At 66.5% G+C, this 4,137-nt stretch carries 4 protein-coding genes and 1 pseudogene; 3 read left to right on the forward strand and 2 right to left on the reverse strand.

The features are described from left to right. Together MOV75_RS29330 and MOV75_RS29335 are read right to left on the reverse strand one after the other, a co-directional pair. A partial coding sequence (locus MOV75_RS29330) for an NrsF family protein (RefSeq protein WP_247007070.1) occupies positions 1-469 on the reverse strand: 469 nt, incomplete at its 3' end. 2 nt (positions 470-471) lie between these two features. Next, positions 472-1,017 carry a sigma-70 family RNA polymerase sigma factor gene (locus MOV75_RS29335; RefSeq protein ID WP_246931127.1) on the reverse strand — a complete coding sequence of 182 codons (546 nt, stop codon included), beginning with the start codon at positions 1,015-1,017 and terminating at the stop codon, positions 472-474. Positions 1,018-1,305: 288 nt separating this feature from the next. On the opposite strand from MOV75_RS29335, the gene MOV75_RS29340 reads away from it, so the two are divergent. The 3 genes and pseudogenes from MOV75_RS29340 to MOV75_RS29350 form a co-directional block, all read left to right on the forward strand. After that, a complete protein-coding gene (locus MOV75_RS29340; RefSeq protein ID WP_246931128.1) occupies positions 1,306-1,971 on the forward strand; it encodes a hypothetical protein in 666 nt (221 codons plus the stop codon). A gap of 110 nt (positions 1,972-2,081) precedes the next feature. Continuing rightward, on the forward strand, positions 2,082-2,861 hold the full coding sequence (locus MOV75_RS29345; protein ID WP_246931129.1) for an enoyl-CoA hydratase: 780 nt from the start codon (positions 2,082-2,084) through the stop codon (positions 2,859-2,861). 220 nt (positions 2,862-3,081) lie between these two features. Beyond that, positions 3,082-4,044, forward strand: a pseudogene (locus MOV75_RS29350) (TolC family protein); the annotation flags it as partial. Positions 4,045-4,137 lie beyond the last annotated feature (93 nt).

Here is a 4,137-nt window from a genome sequence, read left to right on the forward strand (position 1 = left end):
CGGGGCGCGAGGGCGCGCCATGGCGCAGGCCGAACAGCGCGCCCGCGAGCAGCGGCAGCGACATAGCGGGAATCGCGAACAGGCACACCCTGGAATTCTTGCCCATCAGCCGCATCGTCATCGGCATGGCCGGCGCCATCATCGCCTCGCTGCCGATCGCAACCGCAAGCAAACCGACCGGAAGCAGCAACAGCCAGCCCCAGCCGCGCAACAAGGCTTCGGGACGCGACAGATGCAGGCTGACGATGATCGCGGGGATCGCAAGCGACAGCGTGACCGCGAACTTCATGTCGAAGAACGGGTTGCGCATCGCGCTCATCACGTCGTGACGCACGCCGAGGAACGTCGCGAAGATCAGGATCGACAAGGGCGCGGCCACCAGCAGCGCCATGGTCAGCACGGCGCCGACCCGCGGCACGCGATGGGCGTTGTCGGCAGCGAGCGAGCGAATGAGTTGATCGGTATCCATGACTAGTGGTCCCGCAGTTTGGCAGTCAGTGCCGCAAGTCCGCGATGCAGTGCGACCCGCACCGCGCCTTCGCTCATCGAAAACTTCGCCGCCGTGTCCTTGATCGAGGCGCTCTCGACCGCGATCGACTGCAGCACGTCGCGCTGGCGCTGCGGCAGCGTGTTGAGCTGGGTTGCGACCTCGCCTGCAGAGGCCGTCTCCTGCGGTGCCTCGCCCGGCAGCGTCTCGGCGAAATCGTCAATGTTGACGAAGATGCGTCTGCCGCGTCGCCTGAGCGCATCGATCAGCTTGTTGCGGCCGATCGCGAACAGCCAGGGCGCGAAGGGGGCCTCGCTGTCCCATGTGTGCCGCTTCAGGTGCACCGCCAACAGTATCTCCTGCACGATATCCTCGGCCTGGTCCGGAGGTTGCCCGGCCCGCGCCAAGCCACGCCTCGCCGCGGCGCGCAGCACCGGCGTGACCGCCCTCAACAGGCGATGATACGCCGCATCATCGCCTGCCATGGCCGACCGCATCAGGCCGGTCCATTCGTCCTCACGTCCGCGCACGCGCGCCCCTCACCATGGAATTCGGCCGTTCGTTCAATTTGTTACGCGGGCGCCTCTCGATCACGAAGTCGTGATCAATGCCGGAACTCGCGACCGATACGGCCGGAAACGTCTGCGACGGCTCATAACACCGTTCGGCTCGCCCCGCACCCGGCGGCCGCTGCGTCGCCCCGCTTTGCCCCGTTTTCGCCCGGTGGAGCGCGAAGATTCCCCTTTTCTGCCCCGCTGTCGTCACGCCCCAGGGTCTCTGTTCGTTCCGGGACGGGCGGAATTGGGGAGATCGTCAACATGATGAAAGCCAGCGGGCGCGCGGCGTTGATCCTTCTTGCCGGCCTTTTCGTGCTGTTCGGAGGCGTTGCACAGGCAGCGCCCGACCAAGCCACAAGCGGCAAATCGGACAGCGCGGGCAAACAGGCTGACGCGGCCAAGCCGAGCAAGCACCGGCGCCACGAGTCGCGCCGCACCAATAGCAGCAAGACGGCACAGAAATCCGACAACAAGAACGACGCCCCGGCCAAGGCCGAGGAGCCGAAGGCCGACAACAAGGCCGACAACAACATGCCGGCCTCGAGCCAGATGCCGCCGGCGGTCGCCAATGCCAATGCGCAGCTCGCAGCCGCCGATACGCCGACTGCGGCTGCCGCCTCTGCGATGACGGACCGCGCCAACGGCAATGTCCAGGCAGCGGCCGACAACACCAACGCCGCAGCTGCCGAGGGCCAAGTTGTCGCGCCCGATCAGCTCAACGACATCGACCGCGCCGTGCAACAGGACAACCCGCCGGCGCAGAAGGCGGTGATTGCCGCAACCGAGGCGCAGCCCCGGCCGGCACCGGTGATGGCAAGCAGCCAGCAGAGCTCGGCCTGGGACCAGAGCTCCCTGATCGGCAAGATCTTCATCGGCGTCGGGACGCTGCTGACGCTGGCCTCGGCCGCGCGCATGTTCATGGCCTGATTGCCGGTTCCGGCAGGACGCGCCTCCCGCGCGTCCTGCGTCCCCGGCCCCCTTGAAGCCCACCGCGTCAGCGGGCACATTGCACGCCCAATCAAAAGCGTGGGTGGAGCATGAGCACGTTCGAACACATCATCGTCGAAAGCATCGGTGCGGTCGGCATCATCAAGCTGAACCGGCCGAAGCTGCTCAACGCGCTCTCCTTCGGCGTCTTCCGCGAGATCGCAGCTGCCGTCGACGATCTCGAGGCCGATGACGCCATCGGCTGCATCGTCGTGACCGGCAGCGAGAAGGCCTTTGCCGCCGGCGCCGACATCAAGGAGATGCAGCCGAAGGGCTTCATCGACATGTTCTCCGAAGATTTTGCCGCGATCGGCGGCGACCGCCTCGCGCGTTGCCGCAAGCCGACGATTGCGGCGGTTGCCGGTTACGCGCTCGGCGGCGGCTGCGAGCTCGCCATGATGTGCGATTTCATCATCGCCGCCGACACCGCGAAGTTCGGCCAGCCCGAGATCACGCTCGGCACGATTCCCGGCATCGGCGGCACCCAGCGCCTGACGCGCGCGATCGGCAAGTCCAAGGCCATGGACCTCTGCCTCACCGGTCGCATGATGGATGCGGCGGAAGCCGAGCGTTCAGGCCTCGTCAGCCGCATTGTTCCCGCTGACAAGTTGATGGACGAGGTGATGGCGGCAGCCGAGAAGATCGCGTCGATGTCGCGCCCTGCGACCGCGATGGCCAAGGAAGCGGTGAACCGCGCCTTCGAGACCACGCTCGCCGAGGGCATGAGCGTCGAGCGCAACCTGTTCCACTCCACCTTCGCGCTGGAGGACCGCTCCGAGGGCATGGCGGCGTTCATCGAGAAGCGCAAGCCGGTGAACAAGAACCGGTAACGTTCGGCGAGCGGTCAGGCTGGTGTAAGGCTCTGCCGCGTTCCCGCATCCCCCTGTGACGAAGCTGCAACAAGCACGGATTACATGGGGGTTTTCCCCGCGGCAGTTTGCCTGCGGGACCTCGGCTGGTTAAACAGTTAAGAGGCCACCGTCGGCGGGGGCGGACAGTCGGGTTAAGCGGGATTACATGATTGGACGTACCGCCAGAGCTGGTCGCGTGATGACGCGGCATCGATCGGGCGTAGGTCCTGTGCTTGCGACATGGACGACGCTGGCGCTCTGTTGCGCCCTGCCCTCCGCCGCCTGGGCCGAAGCCCTGCCGGAGGCGCTGGCCAAAGCCTACCAGACCAATCCGCAGCTCAATGCCGAACGTGCGCGACAACGCGCCACGGATGAGAACGTGCCGCAGGCTCTCGCCGGTTACCGGCCGCAGATCGTGGCGAGCCTTAGCGCCGGCCTGCAATCGGTGCGCAATCTGCTGCCCGACAACACGATCCAGACCGGCAACCTGAAGCCGTGGATCATCGGCGTCACCGTGACGCAGACCCTGTTCAACGGCTTCCGCACCGCCAACAACGTGCGGGCCGCCGAACTGCAGGTGCAGTCGGGCCGCGAGGCGCTGCGCAATGTCGGCCAGGGCGTCCTGCTCGACGCGGTGACCGCCTACACCAACGTGCTCGCCAACCAGTCGCTGGTCGAGGCGCAGCGTTCCAACGTCGCCTTTCTGCGCGAGACGCTCTCGGTCACCCAGCGCCGCCTCAACGCCGGCGATGTCACGCCGACCGACAGCGCGCAGGCCGAGGCGCGCCTCAACCGCGGCCTTGCCGATCTCAACGCCGCCGAAGTCGCGCTTGCCGTCAGCCAGGCGATCTATGCGCAAGTGATCGGCAATTCACCGTCGCAGCTTCGGCCCGCCGAGGTCGTCGACCGTTATCTGCCGAAGAGCCGCGAAGACGCCATGACGATGGCGATCCGCCAGCATCCGGCGGTGATGGCCGCCAGCTTCGACGTCGACGTCGCCTCCACCAACATCCGCATCGCCGAAGGCGCGCTGCTGCCGAGCGCCACCATCCAGGGCAGCGCCAGCAAGAGCCGCAACAACGACCCGACGCTCGGCACCTTCGCCGAGGACCAGGCCTCGATCGTCGCCAACGTCACCGCGCCGATCTACGACGGCGGCCAAGGAGCTGTCCGTCGGCTGCCGCGGCGACAAATATTCCATCGAGCTCTATGCCAAAGGTGATCGCAAGCCCACGCCGGAGTTTTATGCGCTGGT

The sequence above is a fragment of the Bradyrhizobium sp. PRIMUS42 genome, from assembly GCF_023006515.1.
GTDB lineage: Bacteria > Pseudomonadota > Alphaproteobacteria > Rhizobiales > Xanthobacteraceae > Bradyrhizobium.